At 71.3% G+C, this 20,944-nt stretch carries 17 protein-coding genes; 14 read left to right on the top strand and 3 right to left on the bottom strand.

The window, feature by feature from the left end; all coding sequences use genetic code 11:
* The first annotated feature begins 131 nt into the window (after positions 1 to 131).
* The 14 genes from uvrC to OG580_RS08210 all read left to right on the top strand — a co-directional run bounded on the left by uvrC (position 132) and on the right by OG580_RS08210 (position 17,560).
* Positions 132 to 2,129, top strand: coding sequence for an excinuclease ABC subunit UvrC (gene uvrC, locus OG580_RS08275; RefSeq protein ID WP_267042981.1), 1,998 nt, complete (start codon positions 132 to 134; stop codon positions 2,127 to 2,129).
* Positions 2,126 to 3,142, top strand: a complete 1,017-nt coding sequence (gene rapZ / locus OG580_RS08270; protein ID WP_267042980.1) for an RNase adapter RapZ — start codon at positions 2,126 to 2,128, stop codon at positions 3,140 to 3,142. The genes uvrC and rapZ overlap by 4 nt, the downstream gene beginning before the upstream one ends.
* Complete coding sequence (gene yvcK, locus OG580_RS08265; RefSeq protein ID WP_267042979.1) at positions 3,139 to 4,164, top strand: uridine diphosphate-N-acetylglucosamine-binding protein YvcK; 1,026 nt, start codon at positions 3,139 to 3,141, stop codon at positions 4,162 to 4,164. The genes rapZ and yvcK overlap by 4 nt, the downstream gene beginning before the upstream one ends.
* Positions 4,155 to 5,144, top strand: coding sequence for a DNA-binding protein WhiA (gene whiA / locus OG580_RS08260; protein WP_017238652.1), 990 nt, complete (start codon positions 4,155 to 4,157; stop codon positions 5,142 to 5,144). Before yvcK ends, whiA begins: the two co-directional genes overlap by 10 nt.
* A 152-nt stretch (positions 5,145 to 5,296) precedes the next feature.
* Positions 5,297 to 8,248, top strand: a complete 2,952-nt coding sequence (locus tag OG580_RS08255) for a M14 family metallopeptidase (protein WP_267042978.1) — start codon at positions 5,297 to 5,299, stop codon at positions 8,246 to 8,248.
* Between the two features lie 218 nt (positions 8,249 to 8,466).
* Positions 8,467 to 9,477, top strand: coding sequence for a type I glyceraldehyde-3-phosphate dehydrogenase (gene gap / locus OG580_RS08250; protein ID WP_267042977.1), 1,011 nt, complete (start codon positions 8,467 to 8,469; stop codon positions 9,475 to 9,477).
* A 105-nt stretch (positions 9,478 to 9,582) separates the two neighbouring features.
* On the top strand, positions 9,583 to 10,794 hold the full coding sequence (pgk, locus tag OG580_RS08245) for a phosphoglycerate kinase (protein ID WP_267042976.1): 1,212 nt from the start codon (positions 9,583 to 9,585) through the stop codon (positions 10,792 to 10,794).
* A 7-nt stretch (positions 10,795 to 10,801) separates the two neighbouring features.
* Positions 10,802 to 11,578, top strand: coding sequence for a triose-phosphate isomerase (gene tpiA / locus OG580_RS08240; RefSeq protein ID WP_267042975.1), 777 nt, complete (start codon positions 10,802 to 10,804; stop codon positions 11,576 to 11,578).
* 97 nt (positions 11,579 to 11,675) lie between these two features.
* Positions 11,676 to 11,906, top strand: a complete 231-nt coding sequence (gene secG, locus OG580_RS08235) for a preprotein translocase subunit SecG (RefSeq protein WP_024758014.1) — start codon at positions 11,676 to 11,678, stop codon at positions 11,904 to 11,906.
* Between the two features lie 77 nt (positions 11,907 to 11,983).
* Positions 11,984 to 12,319, top strand: a complete 336-nt coding sequence (locus OG580_RS08230) for an RNA polymerase-binding protein RbpA (protein WP_079044832.1) — start codon at positions 11,984 to 11,986, stop codon at positions 12,317 to 12,319.
* A 216-nt stretch (positions 12,320 to 12,535) separates the two neighbouring features.
* Complete coding sequence (locus OG580_RS08225) at positions 12,536 to 13,759, top strand: MFS transporter (protein ID WP_267042974.1); 1,224 nt, start codon at positions 12,536 to 12,538, stop codon at positions 13,757 to 13,759.
* 51 nt (positions 13,760 to 13,810) lie between these two features.
* A complete protein-coding gene (pgi, locus tag OG580_RS08220) occupies positions 13,811 to 15,466 on the top strand; it encodes a glucose-6-phosphate isomerase (protein WP_267047938.1) in 1,656 nt (551 codons plus the stop codon).
* 4 nt (positions 15,467 to 15,470) lie between these two features.
* Positions 15,471 to 15,971 carry a PH domain-containing protein gene (locus tag OG580_RS08215; protein WP_267042973.1) on the top strand — a complete coding sequence of 167 codons (501 nt, stop codon included), beginning with the start codon at positions 15,471 to 15,473 and terminating at the stop codon, positions 15,969 to 15,971.
* A 98-nt stretch (positions 15,972 to 16,069) separates the two neighbouring features.
* The gene (locus tag OG580_RS08210; protein ID WP_267047937.1) at positions 16,070 to 17,560 is read left to right on the top strand and encodes a PH domain-containing protein; all 1,491 of its coding nucleotides are present in this window, start codon (positions 16,070 to 16,072) and stop codon (positions 17,558 to 17,560) included.
* 31 nt (positions 17,561 to 17,591) lie between these two features.
* On the opposite strand, the gene pgl is transcribed toward OG580_RS08210, so the two are convergent.
* The 3 genes from pgl to zwf are packed head-to-tail and all read right to left on the bottom strand — an operon-like array spanning position 17,592 to position 20,943.
* Positions 17,592 to 18,374, bottom strand: coding sequence for a 6-phosphogluconolactonase (pgl, locus tag OG580_RS08205; RefSeq protein WP_267042972.1), 783 nt, complete (start codon positions 18,372 to 18,374; stop codon positions 17,592 to 17,594).
* Positions 18,371 to 19,414 carry a glucose-6-phosphate dehydrogenase assembly protein OpcA gene (gene opcA, locus OG580_RS08200; protein WP_267042971.1) on the bottom strand — a complete coding sequence of 348 codons (1,044 nt, stop codon included), beginning with the start codon at positions 19,412 to 19,414 and terminating at the stop codon, positions 18,371 to 18,373. Before opcA ends, pgl begins: the two co-directional genes overlap by 4 nt.
* Positions 19,411 to 20,943: a glucose-6-phosphate dehydrogenase gene (gene zwf / locus OG580_RS08195; protein WP_267042970.1), complete on the bottom strand. Its 1,533-nt coding sequence runs from the start codon at positions 20,941 to 20,943 to the stop codon at positions 19,411 to 19,413. The genes opcA and zwf overlap by 4 nt, the downstream gene beginning before the upstream one ends.
* Position 20,944 lies beyond the last annotated feature (1 nt).

Here is a 20,944-nt window from a genome sequence, read left to right as displayed (position 1 = left end):
CGGCCGCCGCCGGCCGGACCACCCCGCCCCGCCACCCGCGACGGGATGGCGGGGCCGGGGCCGTCCACGCCTCGCTTCGCCGACGCGTGCGCGAGACCGGAGTGTCGGTCCCCGCCAGTAGGGTGGGGACCATGGCAGACCCCTCCAGCTACCGCCCCAAGCCGGGGCAGATCCCCGACTCGCCGGGGGTCTACAAATTCCGCGACGAGCACCGTCGGGTGATCTACGTGGGGAAGGCGAAATCCCTGCGGCAGCGGCTGGCCAACTACTTCCAGCCGCTCGTGAGTCTGCACCCGCGCACGGCCACGATGGTGACCACCGCCGCCTCCGTGGAGTGGACGGTCGTCTCGACCGAGGTCGAGGCGCTCCAGCTGGAGTACTCCTGGATCAAGGAGTACGACCCCCGGTTCAACGTCAAGTACCGGGACGACAAGAGCTATCCGTACCTCGCGGTCACGCTGAACGAGGAGTTCCCGCGCGTCCAGGTCCTGCGGGGCCACAAGAAGAAGGGCGTGCGCTACTTCGGGCCGTACGCGCACGCGTGGGCGATCCGCGAGACCGTCGACCTGATGCTGCGGGTCTTCCCCGTGCGCACGTGCTCGGCCGGCGTCTTCCGGAACGCGGCCTCGGCGGGCCGCCCCTGTCTCCTCGGCTACATCGGCAAGTGCTCGGCGCCCTGCGTCGCCCGGGTCACGCCCGAGGAGCACCGCGAACTGGCCGAGGAGTTCTGCGACTTCATGGCCGGCCGCACCGGCACGTACATCCGCCGCCTGGAGAAGCAGATGATGCTGGCGGCCGAGGACATGGAGTACGAGAAGGCCGCCCGGCTCCGTGACGACATAGAGGCCCTGCGCCGGGCGATGGAGAAGAGCGCGGTCGTCCTGGCCGACGCCACCGACGCCGACCTGATCGCCCTCGCCGAGGACGAGCTGGAGGCGGCCGTCCAGATCTTCCACGTGCGCGGCGGGCGCGTGCGCGGCCAGCGCGGCTGGGTCACCGACAAGGTCGAGGCCGTCGACACGGCCGGGCTCGTCGAGCACGCGATCCAGCAGCTGTACGGGGAGGAGAGCGGCGACACCGTCCCCAAGGAGGTCCTGGTCCCGGCGCTGCCGGAGGACGCCGAGGCCGTCACCGCGTGGCTCGCCGGCCGGCGCGGGTCCAACGTCTCGCTGCGGATCCCGCAGCGCGGCGACAAGAAGGACCTGATGGAGACGGTCGCGCGCAACGCGCAGCAGGCACTCGTCCTGCACAAGACCAAGCGCGCCAGCGACCTGACCACCCGCTCCCGGGCCCTGGAGGAGATCGCCGAGGCCCTGGACCTGGACTCGGCGCCGCTGCGGATCGAGTGCTTCGACATCTCGCACCTCCAGGGCGAGGACGTCGTGGCCTCGATGGTCGTCTTCGAGGACGGGCTGCCCAGGAAGAGCGAGTACCGCCGCTTCCAGATCAAGGGCTTCGAGGGCCAGGACGACGTCCGCTCGATGCACGAGGTGATCAGCCGGCGGTTCAAGCGCTACCTCGCCGAGAAGGAGAAGACCGGCGAGTGGCCGGACGGGACGGAGCCCGAGGGCGAGGTCCTCGCGGGGGTCCTCGCCGAGGACGACGGGCGGCCCAGGCGCTTCGCGTACCCGCCCCAGCTCGTCGTGGTCGACGGCGGGCAGCCGCAGGTCGCCGCCGCCCGGCGCGCGCTCGACGAGCTCGGCATCGACGACATCGCGGTCTGCGGACTCGCCAAGCGCCTGGAGGAGGTCTGGCTCCCCGGCGACGACGACCCGGTGGTGCTGCCCCGCTCCAGCGAGGGCCTCTATCTTCTCCAGCGGGTACGTGACACGGCTCACGACTTCGCGATCCGCTACCAGCGCTCCAAGCGGACGAAACGCATCCGGACCAGCCCCTTGGACGCGGTCCCGGGCCTGGGCGACACCCGGAAACAGTCGTTGATCAAGCATTTCGGCTCGGTGAAACGGCTTCGACAGGCGACAATCGAGCAGATCTGCGAGGTCCCCGGCATGGGCCGGAAGACCGCGGAGGCGGTCGTCGTGGCCCTCGCCCAGGCGGCCCCGGCCGCACCCGCCGTGAACACGGCGACAGGAGAGATCATGGAAGACGACGGGGGCGGCACGGCATGACCGCGCACGAGCAGCACGACGACCAGCGTGACGAGAGCGACCAGCAGGACCAGCAGGACCAGAGCGACCAGCACGACGAGCACGACCGAGACGGAGCAGGACACGTGAGTACGGGCACGAAGGAGACCCCCGGCGACAACGGCGCCGAGGCGGCCATTCCCGAGCTGGTGATCATCTCCGGCATGTCAGGAGCCGGCCGGTCCACCGCGGCCAAGTGTCTGGAGGACCTCGGCTGGTTCGTCGTGGACAACCTGCCGCCCGCGCTGATCCCGACCATGGTGGAGCTCGGCGCCCGCTCCCAGGGGAACGTCGCCCGGATCGCCGTCGTCGTCGACGTCCGCGGCCGGCAGTTCTTCGACAACCTCAGGGAGTCCCTCGCCGACCTGGACTCCAAGCAGGTCACCCGCCGGATCGTCTTCCTGGAGTCGTCCGACGACGCCCTCGTCCGGCGCTTCGAGTCGGTCCGCAGACCGCACCCCCTCCAGGGCGACGGCCGGATCACCGACGGCATCGCCGCCGAGCGCGACCTCCTGCGCGAGCTGCGCGGCGACGCCGACCTCGTCATCGACACCTCCAGCCTCAACGTGCACGAGCTGCGCGCCAAGATGGACGCCCAGTTCGCCGGCGACGAGGAGCCCGAGCTCCGGGCCACCGTCATGTCCTTCGGCTTCAAGTACGGCCTGCCCGTCGACGCCGACCTCGTCGTCGACATGCGCTTCCTGCCGAACCCGCACTGGGTCCCCGAGCTGCGCCCCTTCACCGGCCTCAACGAGGAGGTGTCGAACTACGTCTACAACCAGCCGGGCGCCAAGGAGTTCCTGGACCGCTACACGGAGCTGCTCCAGCTGATCGCCGCGGGCTACCGCCGCGAGGGCAAGCGGTACGTGACCATCGCCGTGGGCTGCACCGGCGGCAAGCACCGTTCGGTCGCCACCGCCGAGCGGCTCGCCGCCCGCATCGCCGCCGAAGGGGTCGAGACCGTCGTCGTGCACCGGGACATGGGGCGCGAGTGAAGCCGTACCGTCGTCGCGCCTCCACCCTGTCGGTGCGGCGCACGCTCCGCAGGCGGGGCACCCAGCCGAAGGTCGTCGCGCTGGGCGGCGGTATGGGCCTGTCGGCCTCCCTGGCGGCCCTCCGCCGGATCACCGGCGACCTCACCGCCGTCGTCACCGTCGCCGACGACGGGGGATCCAGCGGCCGGCTCCGGGAGGAGCTCGGCGTGCTGCCCCCCGGTGACCTGCGCAAGGCGCTCGCCGCGCTCTGCGGGGACGACGACTGGGGCCAGACCTGGGCCCGGGTGATCCAGCACCGCTTCCAGTCCAAGGGGGAGATGCACGGCCACGCCGTCGGCAACCTGCTGATCGTCGCCCTCTGGGAGCAGCTCGGCGACCCCGTGCAGGCCCTGGACCTGGTGGGCAGGCTGCTCGGCGCCCAGGGCCGGGTGCTGCCCATGTCCGCCGTACCGCTGGAGCTCCAGGCCCTGGTCAAGGGGCATGACCCGGAGCGCCCGGACGACGTGGACACCGTGTGCGGTCAGGCGACGGTGGCGCTCACCCCGGGTGAGGTGCAGTCGGTGCACCTCGTGCCGCACGACCCGCCGGCCGTGCCCGAGGCCGTCGCCGCGGTGCTCGACGCGGACTGGGTCGTCCTGGGTCCCGGCTCCTGGTTCTCCTCGGTGATTCCGCACCTTCTCGTCCCCGAACTCCTCGACGCCCTCGCCGAGACGAAGGCCCGGAAGGTGCTCTCGCTGAACCTGGCGCCGCAACCCGGAGAAACAGAGGGCTTCTCTCCGCAGCGTCATTTGGAGGTTTTGGGACGACACGCCCCTAAACTCGCCCTGGACGTGGTGCTCGCCGACGAGGCTGCCGTGCCCGATCGCGAGTCCCTCGCCGATGCCGCCAAGCGGCTCGGTGCCGCGGTCGAGCTGGCGCCGGTGGCCGGGCCCGACGGCTCCGCGAAGCATGACCCGGAGCTGTTGGCCGCCGCGTACGACCGTATTTTTCGGATGCATGGAAGGATCGGCCCATGGCGATGACGGCAGCGGTGAAAGACGAGATCTCCCGGCTTCCCGTCACCCGGACCTGCTGCAGGAAGGCAGAGGTCTCGTCGATCCTGCGGTTCGCGGGCGGGCTGCACCTGGTGAGCGGCCGCATCGTGATCGAAGCGGAGTTGGACACGGCGATGGCGGCACGCCGCCTGAAGCGGGATATTCTGGAAATCTTCGGACACAGTTCCGAACTGATCGTGATGGCCCCCGGCGGGCTGCGGCGCGGCTCGCGTTTCGTGGTGCGCGTGGTGGCCGGAGGCGACCAGCTGGCCCGGCAGACGGGCCTCGTGGACGGCCGGGGGCGGCCCATCCGCGGTCTTCCCCCGCAGGTGGTCTCGGGCGCGACCTGTGACGCGGAGGCGGCCTGGCGGGGCGCCTTCCTGGCCCACGGCTCGCTGACCGAGCCCGGCCGGTCCTCTTCCCTTGAGGTCACCTGCCCGGGACCGGAGGCGGCTCTCGCCCTGGTCGGCGCGGCCCGTCGGCTCTCCATCGCCGCGAAGGCCCGCGAGGTACGGGGTGTGGACCGGGTCGTCGTCCGCGACGGCGACGCCATCGGCGCCCTCCTCACCCGGCTCGGCGCCCATGAGTCGGTGCTCGCCTGGGAGGAGCGGCGGATGCGGCGCGAGGTCCGCGCCACCGCCAACCGCCTGGCCAATTTCGACGACGCCAACCTGCGCCGCTCGGCGCGGGCCGCGGTCGCCGCGGGGGCCCGGGTGCAGCGCGCCCTGGAGATCCTCGCCGAGGAGGTGCCCGAGCACCTCGCCGCAGCCGGCCGGCTCCGCATGGAGCACAAGCAGGCCTCCCTGGAGGAGCTGGGCGCGCTCGCCGACCCGCCGCTGACCAAGGACGCGGTGGCCGGGCGGATCCGCCGGCTCCTCGCGATGGCCGACAAGCGGGCGCAGGACCTGGGGATTCCCGGGACCGAGTCCAACCTGACGGAGGAGCTCGACGACAGCCTCGTCGGCTGACCCGTACGGAAGCTCGAACTCCACGCTGCCGGTGCCCTTCTGAGGCACCGGCAGCTTTTTCGTCCACCCGCGAGGCACCCTTGACAGGCCCATGGACGCCCATGAGCCTGGCGTCTGTTCACCTTCGTGGCAGGCAACAGCAAGGGGGGCTCATGGGACGCAGAGCGAGATCGATCCTCGCCGCGGCTTCACTGCTGATCGCGGGAGTGGCGGCGGCACCCGTCGCCGGAGCACAGCCCGCGGACCGGGACGGCGGCGACGCCCTCTCCGTATGGCGCGCCCAGGTCACCGAGGAGCAGGTTCCGCTGCTCCTCGACGCCGGGGCCGACGCCCACGAGATGACCGAGCAGGTGCCCGACGAGGGCTCCGCGACGGTCGAGCTCTTCCTCACCGACCGGCAGGCCGGGCGACTGCGCGGCCAGGGCGTCACACTCTCCCGGCACACCCTGACCGAGCGGGCCGAGCAGCGGGTCGCGGCGGCGGGGGACGGCGTCTTCCGCCCGTACGGCGGCCCGGACGGCCTCAAGCAGGAGCTCCTCGACACCGCCCGGGCCCATCCCGGGATCACCAAGGTCGTCTCGATCGGCAAGACCCTCAAGGGCCAGGACATCCTCGCCCTCAAGGTCAGCAAGGGCGCAGGCCGCGTCAAGGACGGCTCGAAGCCCGCCACGCTGTACCTGTCCAACCAGCACGCGCGCGAGTGGATCACCCCCGAGATGACCCGGCGGCTGCTCCACCACTACCTCGACGGCTACGGCAAGGACGAGCGGATCACCCGGATCGTCGACTCCACCGAGCTGTGGTTCGTGCTCTCCGCCAACCCGGACGGCTACGACTTCACCCACGCCGACCCCGACAACCGGCAGTGGCGCAAGAACCTCCGCGACAACGACGGCGACGGGCGGATCGCGCCGGGCGACGGCGTCGACCTCAACCGCAACTTCGCCTACAAGTGGGGCTACGACAACGAGGGCTCGTCCCCCGACCCGGCCGACGAGACCTTCCGCGGCACCGGCCCCATGTCGGAGCCCGAGACCAAGGCCCTGGACGCCTTCCAGAAGCGGATCGGCTTCTCGTACGGCATCAACTACCACTCGGCCGCCCAGCTCCTGCTGTACGGCGTCGGCTGGCAGGTCGCCACCGACACCCCCGACGACGTCGCCCTCAAGGCGCTCGCCGGAACCCCGCAGAAGTCCGCCGTGCCCGGCTACCGGCCGCAGGTCTCCTCGGAGCTGTACATCACCAACGGCGAGGCCGACGGACACGCCGCCAACGTCAACGGGATGCAGATGTTCACCCCGGAGATGTCGACCTGCTCCACCGCCTCCCGGGTCGACCCGAACGACGCCTGGAACCCGGGCGACTGCGCCTCCGTCTTCACCTTCCCGGACGACGAGAAGCTGATCCAGGCCGAGTTCGCCAAGAACATCCCGTTCGCGCTCGCCGTCGCCGAGAGCGCCGCCCGCCCCGACCGGCCCGTCTCCCCGGTCGGCACCGAGGCCCCCGACTTCACCCCGGCCGCCTTCCCCACCTCCTACGCCCGCGGCGGCGAGCAGGAGGTCGCCGTCATCGCGCGCAAGTCCCTGCGCGACAAGACCCTCACGTACCGGATCAACGGCGGCCGCACCCACCGCGAGGAGCTCGACGCCTGGAAGGGCGGCGAGACCTTCGGCGGGGACGACAACCTCTACTTCGACGAGTACCGCGCGGAGGTCGAGGGCGCCCGGCCCGGCGACACCGTCGAGGTCCGGTTCACCGCCCGCACCCGCGAGGGCAGGGCCACCGCCTCCGCCCCGTTCACCTACACCGTCGCCGAGCGCCCCCGCGGCGACGTACTCGTCCTCGCCGACGAGGGCGGCACCACCGCGGCACGGCACACCGCCGCGTACGTGAAGGCGCTCGCCGACAACGGCCGCTCCGCAGCCGTCTGGGACGTCGCCACCCAGGGCACCCCGGACGCGCTCGGCGTGCTCTCCCACTTCCGTACCGTCGTCTGGTACACCGGCGCCGAGCGGCCCTCCGGGGACACCCAGCTCGCCGTCCGCGCCTACCTCAACGAGGGCGGCAAGCTGATCAACGCCGGCGAGAAGTCCGGCGGACTCACCGAGGTCGGCCGCGCCGAGACCAACGACTTCGCCCAGTACTACCTCGGCGCCTACCACCGGGCCGCCCTCGGGCAGCCGCCCGCCTTCGCCGGCAGCGGTGCCTTCGCGGGCGTCGGGGCGACCCTCGGCGGCGCCGCCGACAACCCGCTCGACAACGCCGGCGCGTACACCGTCACCTCGGACACCCTGAAGCCGGGGGAGTTCCCGCAGTTCGCGAGCAGCTCCTCCGCCGGTGACTACCCCGGCATCCGCACCCCCTTCGAGCCCGCCGAGGGCGCGACCTTCGCGGCCGTCAGGCACGCCGACGACACCTGGGCCCGGATCGGCAGGACCGTCGACCTCACCGGCGTCGGCGCCGCGGCAGCCCCGCGCCTCGACTTCCGGATCAGCTACGACACCGAGCCCGGCTACGACAACGTCGTCGTCGAGGCCCACACCGTCGGCCAGGACGACTGGACGACGCTCCCCGACCTCAACGGCGGCACCTCCACCGCACCCCCGGCCGACTGCGGCGAGGGCTACTACGTCCGCGGCCACCCCTTCCTCTCCCACTACCTCACCGTCGGCGAGGAGAGCTGCGCCGCCACCGGCACCACCGGCTCCTGGAACGCCTTCACCGGCCCCTCCAACGGCTGGCGGCAGGCCTCCGTCGACCTGAGCGCGTGGGCGGGCAAGCAGGTCGAGCTCTCGATCTCGTACGTCTCCGACCCCGGCTCGGGAGAGACGGGCGCCTTCGTCGACGACACCCGGCTCGTCATCGGCTCCACCACCGAGGCGGAGGGCTTCGAGACCGACCTCGGCGCGTGGTCCGTACCGGGCCCGCCGGCCGGCAGCCCCGGCAACGCCACGGACTGGAAGCGCTCCCCCGCGCTCTTCCACTCGCAGGCCGCGGTCACCACACGGGACACCGTCCTCCTCGGCTACGGCCTGGAGCACGTACCCGGCGCGACCGAGCGGGGACGGCTCCTCGGGCGCGCCCTCGCGGTGCTCCGGAGCTGACGGAGAGTAGTGGGGACAAAGGTCCCAGGACGGCCCGTACCCGTTGGTAGGTACGGGCCGTCAGCCGTTTTCCCTCACTTTCCGGGCTCGTACGGTTGCGGTCGATGTCACTCAGTGGGTCCTGGAGAGGTAGGGTCGTAAGCGGTCGGGGACATCCCTAAAAACAAAAATCTCGCCGGCGTCGAACGCACCGGCGTACCTAACGAGGAGATCGGTTCGTGACGATCCGCGTAGGCATCAACGGCTTTGGCCGCATCGGCCGGAACTACTTCCGCGCGCTCCTTGAACAGGGTGCTGACATCGAGATCGTGGCTGTCAACGACCTGGGTGACACCGCGACCACCGCGCACCTTCTGAAGTACGACACCATCCTGGGACGCCTCAAGGCCGAGGTCACCCACACCGCCGACACCATCACCGTCGACGGCCGCACCATCAAGGTGCTCTCCGAGCGCAACCCGGCCGACATCCCCTGGGGCGAGCTCGGCGTCGACATCGTCATCGAGTCGACCGGCATCTTCACCAAGAAGGCCGACGCCGCGAAGCACATCGCCGGCGGCGCCAAGAAGGTCCTCATCTCGGCTCCGGCCAAGGACGAGGACATCACCATCGTGATGGGCGTCAACCAGGACAAGTACGACGCGGCGCAGCACCACGTCATCTCGAACGCGTCCTGCACGACCAACTGTGTGGCGCCGATGGCCAAGGTTCTCGACGAGAACTTCGGCATCGTCAAGGGCCTGATGACCACGGTCCACGCGTACACCAACGACCAGCGCATCCTGGACTTCCCGCACTCCGACCTGCGCCGCGCCCGCGCCGCCGCGGAGAACATCATCCCGACCACGACGGGTGCCGCCAAGGCCACCGCCCTGGTCCTCCCGCAGCTCAAGGGCAAGCTCGACGGCATCGCGATGCGCGTCCCGGTCCCGACCGGTTCCGCCACCGACCTGGTCGTGACCCTGGACCGCGAGGTCACCAAGGACGAGGTCAACGCCGCGTTCAAGAAGGCCGCCGACGACGGCGACCTCAAGGGCATCCTGTACTACACCGAGGACCAGATCGTGTCCTCGGACATCGTGGGCGACCCGGCCTCCTGCACCTTCGACGCCTCCCTGACCATGGTCCAGGAAGGCAACACGGTGAAGATCCTGGGTTGGTACGACAACGAGTGGGGTTACTCCAACCGTCTCGTCGACCTCACCGTCTTCGTCGGCGGCCAGCTCTAAACTTCAGGGCAGGCTTTCGATGTGAGCAGGGCTCGGGCAGCGCAATGCCGCGCTGTACGAGCCCTGTTTGTGTGCTCCACCGCGTACCAAGGAGTCAGTTAACAGATGAAGACGATCGACGAGCTTCTCCAAGAGGGCGTCGAAGGCAAGCGCGTGTTCGTCCGCGCCGACCTCAACGTGCCCCTCGACGGCACGACCATCACCGACGACGGCCGCATCCGCGCCGTCGTCCCCACGGTGAAGGCGCTCGCCGATGCCGGCGCCCGCGTCGTGGTCGCCTCGCACCTGGGCCGCCCCAAGGGCGCCCCGGACCCGGCGTTCTCGCTCGCCCCGGCCGCCGCGCGCCTCGGCGAACTGCTCGGTGCCGAGGTGGCGTTCGCGACCGACACGGTCGGCGAGTCCGCCACCGCCACCGTCGCCGGCCTCGCCGACGGCCAGGTCGCCGTGATCGAGAACCTCCGGTTCAACGCCGGCGAGACCTCGAAGGACGACGCCGAGCGCGGCGCCTTCGCGGACCTGCTCGCCGCGCTCGCCGACGTCTACGTCGGCGACGGCTTCGGCGCCGTGCACCGCAAGCACGCCTCGGTCTTCGACCTTCCGGCGCGCCTTCCGCACTCCGCGGGCTACCTCATCGCCACCGAGGTCGGCGTCCTGAGGAAGCTCACGGACGACGTCCGGCGGCCGTACGTGGTCGTGCTCGGCGGTTCCAAGGTCTCCGACAAGCTCGGCGTGATCGACCACCTCCTGGAGAAGGCCGACCGCATCCTCGTCGGCGGCGGCATGGTCTTCACCTTCCTCAAGGCCCAGGGCCACGAGGTCGGCACCTCGTTGCTCCAGGAGGACCAGATCCCGGTGGTCCAGGAGTACCTGGCGCGCGCGAAGGAGCGAGGCGTGGAGTTCGTGCTCCCCGTCGACGTGCTGGTCTCGTCCGAGTTCCCGGACATGAAGACCAAGGCCCCGGCCCACCCGGGAACGGTCGCCGCGGACGCCGTCCCGGCCGACCGGATGGGTCTGGACATCGGTCCCGAGACCCGTAAGCTCTACGCCTCGAAGCTCGCCGACGCGGCCACCGTCTTCTGGAACGGCCCGATGGGCGTCTTCGAGCACCCCGACTACGCCGAGGGCACCCGGGCCGTCGCCCAGGCGCTCGTCGACTCCTCGGCCTTCACGGTGGTCGGTGGTGGCGACTCCGCCGCCGCCGTGCGCATCCTGGGCTTCGACGAGAAGGCATTCGGCCACATTTCGACCGGCGGCGGCGCCTCCCTCGAGTACCTCGAGGGCAAGACGCTTCCCGGCCTCGCCGCACTGGAGGACTGACCTTTCCATGAGTACTCGTACCCCGCTGATGGCGGGCAACTGGAAGATGAACCTCAACCACCTTGAGGCCATCGCCCACGTCCAGAAGCTTGCCTTCGCCCTGACCGACAAGGACTACGACGCCTGTGAGGTCGCGGTCCTGGTCCCCTTCACCGACCTGCGGTCCGTCCAGACCCTGGTCGACGGCGACAAGCTCAAGATCAAGTACGGCGCGCAGGACATCTCGGAGCACGACTCCGGTGCCTACACCGGTGAGATCTCGGGCCTGATGCTGTCCAAGTTCAAGAGCGCCTACGTGGCCGTCGGCCACTCCGAGCGCCGTCAGTACCACGCCGAGAACGACGAGGTCTGCAACGCCAAGGTGAAGGCCGCCTTCCGGCACGGCGTGACCCCGATCCTCTGCGTGGGCGAGGGCCTGGACATCCGCAAGGCCGGTCAGCAGGTCGAGTACACGCTCGCCCAGCTCGACGGCGGCCTGAAGGACGTCCCGGCCGAGCAGGCCGAGACGATCGTGATCGCGTACGAGCCGGTGTGGGCCATCGGCACCGGCGAGGTCGCCACCCCCGAGGACGCGCAGGAGGTCTGCGGGGCGATCCGCGGCCGTCTCGCGGAGCTGTACTCGCAGGAGCTGGCCGACAAGGTCCGCATCCAGTACGGCGGCTCGGTGAAGGCCGGAAACGTGGCCGCGATCATGGCGCAGCCGGACGTCGACGGCGCCCTGGTGGGCGGCGCGGCGCTGGACGCCGACGAGTTCGTCAAGATCGTGCGCTTCCGCGACCAGTGAGTATGCGGTAGCGGAGTTACGTCGTACCCTAGCGGGGGTCGGGCAGGTGCCCGGCCCCCGTCCGTATAAGTCCGAGGAAGTTGGTCCAGCCGTGGTTATGGGGTTCTCGATCGCCCTGCTCGTCTTCAGCGGGCTGCTCATGCTGCTCGTACTGATGCACAAGGGAAAGGGCGGCGGTCTCTCCGACATGTTCGGTGGCGGCATGCAGTCGTCCGTCGGTGGCTCCTCGGTCGCCGAGCGCAACCTGGACCGGATCACGGTTGTGGTCGGTCTGCTCTGGTTCGCCTGCATTGTGGTACTTGGTCTGCTGATGAAGTTGGACGGGTAACTCCGAACACTGGACGCGCGTTGGGCCTTACGTAGACTGGGGCATCTTCGAGCACCATCACGCAGGGAGTTACGACCGTGGCAAGTGGCAACGCGATCCGGGGAAGCCGGGTCGGAGCGGGGCCGATGGGCGAGGCCGAGCGGGGCGAATCGGCGCCGCGCGCCCGCATCTCCTTCTGGTGCTCGAACGGGCACGAGACGCAGCCGAGCTTCGCCAGCGAGGCGGCGGTCCCGGAGACCTGGGACTGCCCGCGCTGCGGCTTCCCGGCCGGTCAGGATCGGGACAACCCGCCGGACCCGCCGCGCACGGAGCCGTACAAGACCCACCTCGCCTATGTGCGGGAGCGGCGCAGCGACGCGGACGGTGAGGCGATCCTCGCCGAGGCGCTGGCCAAACTGCGCGGCGAGATCTGAGCGCATGGTGTGACGAGATGACGAACGGGCTTTGCCTGCGAACGAGGTTCGCGGACAAAGCCCGTTCGCCGTCTCCGCATGGCCGTCGTCGGGCGGTCGTCGCCATGTGGCCGTCGTCGTGGGGACGGATGACCCGTCGAACGGCTGTCGGACCGGCGTTGTCAGTGGCGTCCTCTACGGTCGGTCGAGCAGGGATCACCGACGCAGGGGGGCGCCGTGACGGCGACGGAAACAGTGGGGGCGGGTGCCGTACCCGAGTGGCGCGGCGGCTTCGGACGGCTCTGGACGGCCGCCGTCGTCTCCCGGTTCGGTGACTCGCTGCGTACGGCCGCCCTGCCGCTGCTCGCCGCCTCGCTCACCGACGATCCCCTCCTCATCGCCTCCGTCACCGCCTGCGGCTTCCTGCCCTGGCTGCTCTTCGGACTCCTCGGCGGAGCCGTCGCCGACCGGGTCGACCAGCGGCGGGCCATGTGGGCCGTCGACCTCGCCCGTGGCGCGCTCATGGCCGCGTTCGCCCTCGCCGTCGTGCTCGGGCACGCCACGATCGCCCTGCTGCTCGTCCTCGCCTTCGCCCTCACCACCCTGCAGACCCTCTTCGACAACGCGGCCACCGCGCTCCTCCCCGCCCTCGTCCCCACCGAGGCCCTGGCCGCGGCCAACGCCCGTCTGATGACCGGCCAGCAGTTCGCCGGAGGCCTCCTCGCCGCACCCCTGGTGCCCGCCCTGCTCCTCGCCGGGGACGCCGTGCCGTACGTGGCGGACGCCGCCACCTACGCCCTGGCCGCGCTCCTCATCGCCTCCCTGCGGACCGGGGCCCCCGAGCGGCCGCCCCGCCCCGCCGGATCCACCCTCCGCAGGGAGATGGCCGAAGGGCTCGCCACCCTCCGGCGGGACCGGACCCTGCGATGGCTCTGCACCGCCACGACCCTCTGCAACATCGGCATGGGCGCCCTCATCGCCACCCTCGTCATCCACGTGACGGACGGTCTCCGGGCGGGAGGCGCCGGAAACGCGGCCTACGCGGCCACCATCACCGCCTACGCGGTGGGAGGCGTCGCCGGCGGCTTCCTCGCCCGCCGCGTCGCCGAGCGGACCGGGCGGATACGCGCGGTGTTCCTCGCCGGGGCGGTCCAGACCGGCTGTCTGCTCCTCATGGGAGCCGTCCCCGTCCTCGCGGTGTCGATCGCCGCGATGGCGGTGTTCGGCCTCATGGGGACGGTGTGGAACGTCAACCAGACGACCCTCATGCAGGAGCGCGCCCCCGAGGGGATGCTCGGTCGCGTCGCCGCGGCCTTCCGTACCCTCGCCGTCGCGGGCGCACCACTCGGGGCCCTCCTCGGCGGCGCCGCGGCCGCCGGCTGGGGACCGCACACACCCGCCCTCCTCGCGGCGGCGCTGTTCGCGCTCGCCGTCGCATCGCTGGCTCCTCTGATCAATTAGGTTGGAGGGGCAGCGGGGCAGACATACGAGAAGAAGTGGGCGATGTCCGAGATGAACAACGCAGGCCGCACCAGGCTGAACAGGCTGCCCGAGTGGGCGGCTCTCGGCAAGCACCGTGAGCAGCTGGGCGAGACCCACCTGCGCGAGCTCTTCGCAGCGGACCCGGCGCGCGGCACCGACCACACCCTGCGGGTCGGCGACCTCTACCTGGACTACTCCAAGCACCTCGTCACCGACGAGACGCTGACCCTGCTGCGCGAACTCGCCGCCGCCACCGGCGTGGCCGAGCTGCGCGACGCCATGTTCCGCGGCGAGAAGATCAACACCACCGAGGACCGCGCGGTCCTCCACACCGCACTGCGCGCCCCCCGCGAGGCCGTGGTCGAGGTCGACGGGGAGAACGTCGTCCCCGGTGTCCACGCCGTCCTCGACCGGATGGGCACCTTCGCCGACACGGTCCGCGCCGGCGAGTGGAACGGCCACACCGGCAAGCCGGTCAAGAACATCGTGAACATCGGCATCGGCGGCTCCGACCTCGGCCCCGCCATGGCCTACGAGGTCCTGCGCGCCTTCACCCAGCGGGACCTGACGCTCCGTTTCGTCTCCAACGTCGACGGTGCCGACCTCCACGAGGCCGTCCGCGACCTCGACCCGGCCGAGACGCTCTTCATCGTCGCCTCGAAGACGTTCACCACCATCGAGACGATCACCAACGCCACCTCCGCCCGCGACTGGCTCCTCACCGGCCTCGGCGCCGGCCAGGAGGCCGTCGCCCGCCACTTCGTGGCCCTCTCGACCAACGCCGAGAAGGTCGCGGAGTTCGGCATCGACACCACGAACATGTTCGAGTTCTGGGACTGGGTCGGCGGCCGCTACTCCTTCGACTCCGCCATCGGTCTCTCCCTGATGATCGCCATCGGTCCGGAGCGCTTCCGCGAGATGCTCGACGGCTTCCACCTCGTCGACGAGCACTTCCGCACCGCCTCGCCCGAGGAGAACGCGCCGCTGCTGCTCGGCCTCCTCGGCGTCTGGTACGGCGCGTTCTTCGACGCCCAGTCGCACGCCGTGCTGCCGTACTCCCACTACCTGTCCAAGTTCACCGCCTACCTCCAGCAGCTCGACATGGAGTCCAACGGCAAGTCGGTGGACCGCGAGGGCAACCCGGTCGACTGGCAGACCGGCCCCGTCGTCTGGGGCACCCCCGGCACCAACGGGCAGCACGCCTACTACCAGTTGATCCACCAGGGCACCAAGGTCATCCCGGCCGACTTCATCGGCTTCGGCCGACCCGTCGACGACCTGCTTCCCGGCCTCGTCGCCCAGCACGACCTGCTCATGGCGAACTTCTTCGCCCAGACCCAGGCGCTCGCCTTCGGTAAGACACCCGAGGAGGTGCGGGCCGAGGGAGTCGCCGAGGAGCTCGTCCCGCACAAGACGTTCCAGGGCAACCACCCGACCACCACGATCCTGGCCGACGCGCTCACCCCGTCCGTCCTCGGCCAGCTGATCGCGCTCTACGAGCACAAGGTCTTCGTCCAGGGCGCGGTCTGGAACATCGACTCCTTCGACCAGTGGGGCGTCGAGCTCGGCAAGGTCCTCGCCAAGAAGATCGAGCCGGTCCTGACGGACGGCGCGGGCGGCGAGCAGCTCGACAGCTCGACCGCCGGGCTCGTCTCGGCCTACCGCGCCCTGCGCGACCGGGGCTGATCGCATGACGGGGGAGAACGCGGTGCGGCTGCGGCCGCCGAGGAACGCCGTGGACGAGCGGGCCGTCGCCTGGTGGCGGAGCCGGCTCCTGGTGACCACCGCCGTGCCGGTCGTGGTCCTCGCCGTCCTCGGCGCGCTCATCGGGCCCGCCCGGTCCTGGCTGCTGATCGCGGCCGGGGCCGTGGCGGTCCTGGGCCTCGCCTGCACCGCGTTCTTCCCCGTCTGGTGGTTCCGGGTGCACCGCTGGGAGGTCACCGACGAGGCCGTCTACGTCCGCACCGGGGCCCTCTGGCAGGAGTGGCGGATCGCCCCGATGTCCCGGATCCAGACCGTCGACACCGTACGCGGCCCGCTGGAGCAGCTCTTCAGGCTCGGCACCGTCACGGTGACCACCGCCTCCTCGAAGGGTGCGCTCCGGATCGAGGGCCTCGACCACGAGGTCGCCGCCGAGCTCGGTGAGCGGCTCACGGCCCTCACCCAGGCCACCCCCGGGGACGCCACATGAGCGGGGACGTGCCCGCCGGGGACGTGTCCGCCGGAGACGTGCCGGCCGAGGACCGGGAGGAACGCCCCGTCGAGGAGTGGCGGCGCCTCGACCGGCGCATGCTCCTGGCCACCGCTGCCGTCCTGTGCGGCGTGGCCGGCGGCGCCGGCCTGCCCACGACGCTCGGCCTCGCCGGATCCAGGCCGCTGTGGCAGGCCCTCTCCTGGGTCCTCGCCGGAGCGTTCCTCCTCGTCCTCGGCGGCACGGCCGTCGACTACGTCCGCCGGCGCCGCACCCGTTACCGGATCGGCCCCGAGAGGGTCGAACTCCACACCGGGCTCCTGCTGATCAAACGCCGCTCCCTGGCCCGCGAGCGCATCCGCAGCGTCGACCTCACCGCCAACCCCCTCCAGCGGGTCCTCGGCCTCGTCAAGGTCCGCATCGGCACCGGCGAGAGCACCGGCGGCAGCGAGTCCACACTCGAACTCGACCTGGTGTCCCGCACCGAGGGCGAGCGCCTGCGCCACGAGCTCCTCGCCCGCACGACTACCCGCCCCGAGGACCTGCCGCACGAGGGCACCCTCGCCACCGTCGACCCGCGCTGGATCCGCTACGCCCCGGTCTCCTTCCTCGCCCCGGCCCTCGGCGGCGCGGCGGCCGGAGCCGTCATGCAGGTCAGCGAGTGGTTCGGCGCCCAGGGAGAGGTCATCGACTGGATAGGGGACCGTTTCCGGGACGTCTCCGTCACCTGGATGATCGTCGACCTGGTCCTCGTCGCCACCGTCGTCGGAGCCGTCGGCGCCCTCGGCCTCTGGGTCGAGATGTGGTGGAACCACCGCCTGGAGCGCGAGCCCGGCGGCACCCTGCGCGTCCGCCGCGGCCTCCTCACCGCCCGCTCGGTCTCCATCGAGGAGCGCCGGCTGCGCGGGATCGAGGTCGTCGAGCCACTGGGGGTGCGCCTGGTCGGCGCCGCCCGCGTCGACGCCGTCGCCACCGGCCTCGCCAAGGACGACGGGGACAAGCACGCCGACCTCAAGACCCTGCTGCCTGCCGCCCCCCGGGAGACCGCCGACCGCGTCGCCGCCCAGGTCCTGCGCGAGCCGGCACCGCCCACCGGGGCGCCGCTGACGGCCCACCCGCGCGCCGCCCGTACCCGCCGGCTGCGCTGGGCCCTGTGGTCCGTCGCCGTCCCGGTCGCCGTCCTCACGGCCCTCGGTCTCCTCCTCACCCCGGTCCTGCTGTACGTGGCGGCGGGGTGCGCCGTCGTCCTCACCCCGGTCGCCGTGCTCTTCGCCCTCGACGCGTACCGCGGTCTCGGACACGGCGTCAGCGGCGCCTATCTGGTGACCCGATCAGGCACGGTCCGACGCGTCACGGTCGCCCTCCAGCGCTCCGGTGTCATCGGCTGGACCGTCAGGCAGTCGTACTTCCAGCGCCGCGCCGGTGTCCTCACGCTGACCGCCACGACGGCGGCCGGCGAGGGTGCGTACGACATCCTCGACGCCGGCGAGAGCCAGGGCCTGACGTTCGCGGCCGAGGCCGTGCCGGACCTCCTCGCTCCCTTCCTGGAGCCCGTACATACGCCGGAGGCCCGGTTCACCGAGCAGTGAACCGGGCCTCAAGGGCGTGCGGGTCGTGGAATCAGGCGGAAGCCGGCGGATACAGGCTCCGCGGAAGCTCCGAGGCGGCCGCCGCGTCGAGCAGCCACAGCGTGCGCGAGCGGCCGTAGGCGCCCGCCGCCGGGGCCTGCACCTCGCCCGCGCCGGACAGCGCGATCGCCGCCGCCTTCGCCTTGTCCTCACCGGCCGCGAGCAGCCAGACCTCCTTCGCTGCCCGGATCGCCGGAAGCGTCAGCGAGACCCGGAGCGGCGGCGGCTTGGGAGCGCCGTGCACCCCGACCACCGTCCGCTCGGTCTCGCGGACCGCCGGCAGCTCCGGGAAGAGCGAGGCCACGTGCGTGTCCGGGCCGACGCCCAGCATGAGCACGTCGAAGGTCGGCACCCCGCCGTGGTCGCCGGGACCGGCCGCGGCGGCCAGCTCCTCGGCGTACGCGGCCGCGGCGGCGTCGACATCGGAGCCGTACGGCCCGTCCGAGGCCGGCATCGCGTGCACCCGCGCCGGGTCGAGAGGCACCCGGTCGAGCAGCGCCTCACGGGCCTGGGTGACGTTCCGCTCGGGGTCGCCCTCGGGCAGGTACCGCTCGTCGCCCCACCACAGGTCGAGCCGCGACCAGTCGACCGCGTCCCGGGCGGGCGCCGAACCGAGCGCCGCCAGCAGGCCGTTGCCGTTGCGTCCGCCGGTCAGCACGATCGAGGCGGAGCCGCGGGTGGCCTGGGCGTCCACGATCCGGGTGATGAGCCGGGCCGCGGCGGCCTGCGCCATCAGCTCCTTGTCGCGGTGGACGACCAGCTGCGGGGTGCTCACTTGGCCGCCGCCTTCTTGGCCGGGGCCTTCTTCGCGGCGGGCTTCGCGGGGGCCGGGGCCGACTCCACGACCACGACCGCCTCGGCGACGGGCTCGGGAGCGAAGGTCGCCGCCTCCTCGTCGAGCCGGTCGAGACCGAACTTGAGCGCCGTCGCGTAGGTGTCGTCCGGGTCGAGCCGGCGCAGCTCCTCCGCGATCAGCTCGGCCGTGTCACGGCGCTTGAGCGCCACACCGCGGTCCGGCTGCCCCTGGATGGAGAGCGTGGCGAGCGAGCCGTCCGGCCGGTCGAGCACGATCGGGCCGGAGCTGGTCTCCATCCGTACGGACGTGAGACCGGGCCCCGTCGACTTCGAGCGCCGCACGGGCACCTTCAGCCGGTCGGCCAGCCACATCGCGAGCAGCTCGACGCTCGGGTTGAACTCCTCGCCCTCGACCTCGGCCGAGGTGACCTCGCACACGACCTGGTCGAGCGCGGCGGCGAGCATCGAGCGCCACGGGGTGATCCGGGTCCACGAGAGGTCCGTGTCGCCCGGGGTGTACGTGTCCGCCCGCGCCGTCAGCTCCTGGATGGGCTGCTCGGCGGCGTACGTGTCGGTCACCCGGCGCTGGGCGAGCGCGCCCAGCGGGTCGTTCGCCGGGTCGGTCGGCGCGTTCACCGGCCACCAGACGACGACGGGCGCGTCCGGGAGGAGCAGCGGAAGCACCACCGACTGGGCGTGGTCGACGACCTCGCCGTACAGGCGGAGGACGACCGTTTCGCCGGTGCTGGCGTCGGCGCCGAGGCGGACCTCGGCGTCGAGTCGTGCCTTGGCGCGGTCCCGCGGCGAGCGCGAGACCCGCTTGATGACGACGAGGGTCCGCGAGGGGTGCTCGCGGGACGCCTCGTTTGCCGCCTTCAGCGCGTCGTAGGCGTTCTCCTCGTCGGTGACGATGACGAGGGTGAGCACCATGCCGACGGCCGGCGTGCCGATCGCCCGCCGCCCGAGCACCAGCGCCTTGTTGATCTTGGATGACGTGGTGTCCGTCAGGTCGGTCTTCATGGCCGGCGCCAGCTCCGTCCGTCTCGTGCGAGCATCTCGTCCGCCTCGACCGGACCCCAGGTCCCGGACTGGTACTGCGCGGGCTTGCCGTGCTTGTCCCAGAACTGCTCGATCGGGTCGAGGATCTTCCAGGACAGCTCGACCTCCTCGACCCGCGGGAAGAGGTTCGAGTCGCCGAGAAGGACGTCGAGGATGAGTCGCTCGTACGCCTCGGGGCTGGACTCCGTGAAGGACTCGCCGTAGGCGAAGTCCATCGACACGTCCCGGATCTCCATCTGGGTGCCGGGCACCTTGGAGCCGAACCGCACCGTCACGCCCTCGTCCGGCTGGACCCGGATCACGATGGCGTTGCGGCCGAGCTCCTCGGTCGCGGTGTGGTCGAAGGGGGAGTGCGGGGCGCGCTGGAAGACGACCGCGATCTCGGTGACGCGGCGGCCCAGACGCTTGCCCGTACGGAGGTAGAAGGGGACGCCCGCCCAGCGGCGGTTGTCGATCTCCAGCTTGACGGCCGCGTACGTGTCCGTCTTCGACTGGGGGTCGATGCCCTCTTCCTGGAGGTAGCCGACGGCCTTCTCGCCGCCCTGCCACCCGGCCGCGTACTGGGCGCGGACCGTGCTCTTGCCCAGGTCCTTGGGGAGCTTCACCGCGCCGAGGACCTTGGTCTTCTCGGCGGCGAGCGCGTCGGCGTCGAAGGAGGCGGGCTCCTCCATCGCGGTCAGCGCGAGCAGCTGGAGCAGGTGGTTCTGGATGACGTCACGGGCGGCGCCGATGCCGTCGTAGTACCCGGCCCGGCCGCCGATGCCGATGTCCTCGGCCATCGTGATCTGGACGTGGTCGACGTACGACCGGTTCCAGATCGGCTCGAAGAGGGTGTTGGCGAAGCGGAGCGCCAGGATGTTCTGGACGGTCTCCTTGCCGAGGTAGTGGTCGATCCGGAAGACCTCGTGCGGCGGGAAGACCTCGTGGACGACCTCGTTGAGCTCCTTGGCGGAGACCAGGTCGTGCCCGAAGGGCTTCTCGATGACCGCGCGGCGCCACGAGCCGTTCTTCTGGTCGGCCAGCCCGTGCTTCTTCAGCTGCTGGACGACCTTGGGGAAGAACTTCGGCGGGACCGAGAGGTAGAAGGCGAAGTTGCCGCCGGTGCCCTGCGCCTTGTCCAGCTCCTCGACGGTGGACTTCAGCTGCTCGAAGGCCTCGTCGTCGTCGAAGTCGCCCTGGACGAACCGCATGCCCTGGATCAGCTGCTGCCACACCTCCTCGCGGAACGGGGTGCGCGCGTGCTGCTTGACGGCCTCGTGGACCTCCTGCGCGAAGTCCTCGTCCTGCCACTCACGGCGGGCGAAGCCGATGAGCGAGAAGCCCGGCGGCAGCAGGCCGCGGTTGGCCAGGTCGTAGACGGCGGGCATCAGCTTCTTACGGGACAAATCGCCCGTGACGCCGAAGATCACCAGGCCCGACGGCCCCGCGATACGCGGGAGCCGTCGGTCGGCGGCGTCACGGAGCGGGTTGGCTCCGTCGACTGCGCTCAAA

It is taken from the genome of Streptomyces sp. NBC_00094 (assembly GCF_026343125.1).
Classification (GTDB): domain Bacteria; phylum Actinomycetota; class Actinomycetes; order Streptomycetales; family Streptomycetaceae; genus Streptomyces.
This window is presented reverse-complemented; position numbering and strand designations above follow the sequence as displayed.

Bases quoted from the DNA above. Each gene is read 5' to 3' on its own strand.
- pgi (WP_267047938.1), top strand. From the start codon at position 13,811: ATGAACAACGCAGGCCGCACCAGGCTGAACAGGCTGCCCGAGTGGGCG.
- OG580_RS08255 (WP_267042978.1), top strand. From the start codon at position 5,297: ATGGGACGCAGAGCGAGATCGATCCTCGCCGCGGCTTCACTGCTGATC.
- OG580_RS08215 (WP_267042973.1), top strand. From the start codon at position 15,471: ATGACGGGGGAGAACGCGGTGCGGCTGCGGCCGCCGAGGAACGCCGTG.
- tpiA (WP_267042975.1), top strand. From the start codon at position 10,802: ATGAGTACTCGTACCCCGCTGATGGCGGGCAACTGGAAGATGAACCTC.
- uvrC (WP_267042981.1), top strand. From the start codon at position 132: ATGGCAGACCCCTCCAGCTACCGCCCCAAGCCGGGGCAGATCCCCGAC.
- OG580_RS08210 (WP_267047937.1), top strand. From the start codon at position 16,070: ATGCTCCTGGCCACCGCTGCCGTCCTGTGCGGCGTGGCCGGCGGCGCC.
- opcA (WP_267042971.1), bottom strand. From the start codon at position 19,414: ATGAAGACCGACCTGACGGACACCACGTCATCCAAGATCAACAAGGCG.
- rapZ (WP_267042980.1), top strand. From the start codon at position 2,126: ATGACCGCGCACGAGCAGCACGACGACCAGCGTGACGAGAGCGACCAG.
- secG (WP_024758014.1), top strand. From the start codon at position 11,676: ATGGGGTTCTCGATCGCCCTGCTCGTCTTCAGCGGGCTGCTCATGCTG.
- whiA (WP_017238652.1), top strand. From the start codon at position 4,155: ATGGCGATGACGGCAGCGGTGAAAGACGAGATCTCCCGGCTTCCCGTC.
- pgk (WP_267042976.1), top strand. From the start codon at position 9,583: ATGAAGACGATCGACGAGCTTCTCCAAGAGGGCGTCGAAGGCAAGCGC.